The organism is Mycetohabitans sp. B2, assembly GCF_021733735.1.
Taxonomy (GTDB): domain Bacteria; phylum Pseudomonadota; class Gammaproteobacteria; order Burkholderiales; family Burkholderiaceae; genus Mycetohabitans; species Mycetohabitans rhizoxinica.
On record NZ_JAHKSP010000200.1, the window covers coordinates 1 to 312 of the forward strand.

At 58.3% G+C, this 312-nt stretch carries 1 protein-coding gene; it reads left to right on the plus strand.

Translation table 11 applies throughout. From position 1 onward, the window contains the following. Positions 1-312 (plus strand): AMP-binding protein (locus tag KPG66_RS17435; protein ID WP_237071688.1); only part of this gene is annotated, 312 nt, incomplete at both ends.

Genomic DNA, 312 nt, shown 5'->3' on the forward strand with positions numbered 1-312 from the left:
TCTGTGCCGAGCGCTCGCTACAGATGCTCGTGGGCTTATTGGGTATCTTGAAAGCAGGGGGTGCTTACTTGCCCCTGGATCCAAGTTATCCGGCTGAACGCATCGCTTATATGTTGGAGGATGCACAAGTCGCAGCAGTGGTGCTGCAGCCCCATCTTGAGCCACTGTTGCCCGCCACCCAGGCTCAGACCGTGGTGCTGGAGACAAGCTGGGCCCAGATCGCCACGCAGCCCTCAACACGGCCAACCAGTGTCGTGAGACCGCACAATCTGGCCTATATCACCTACACGTCAGGCTCAACGGGTAAGCCTA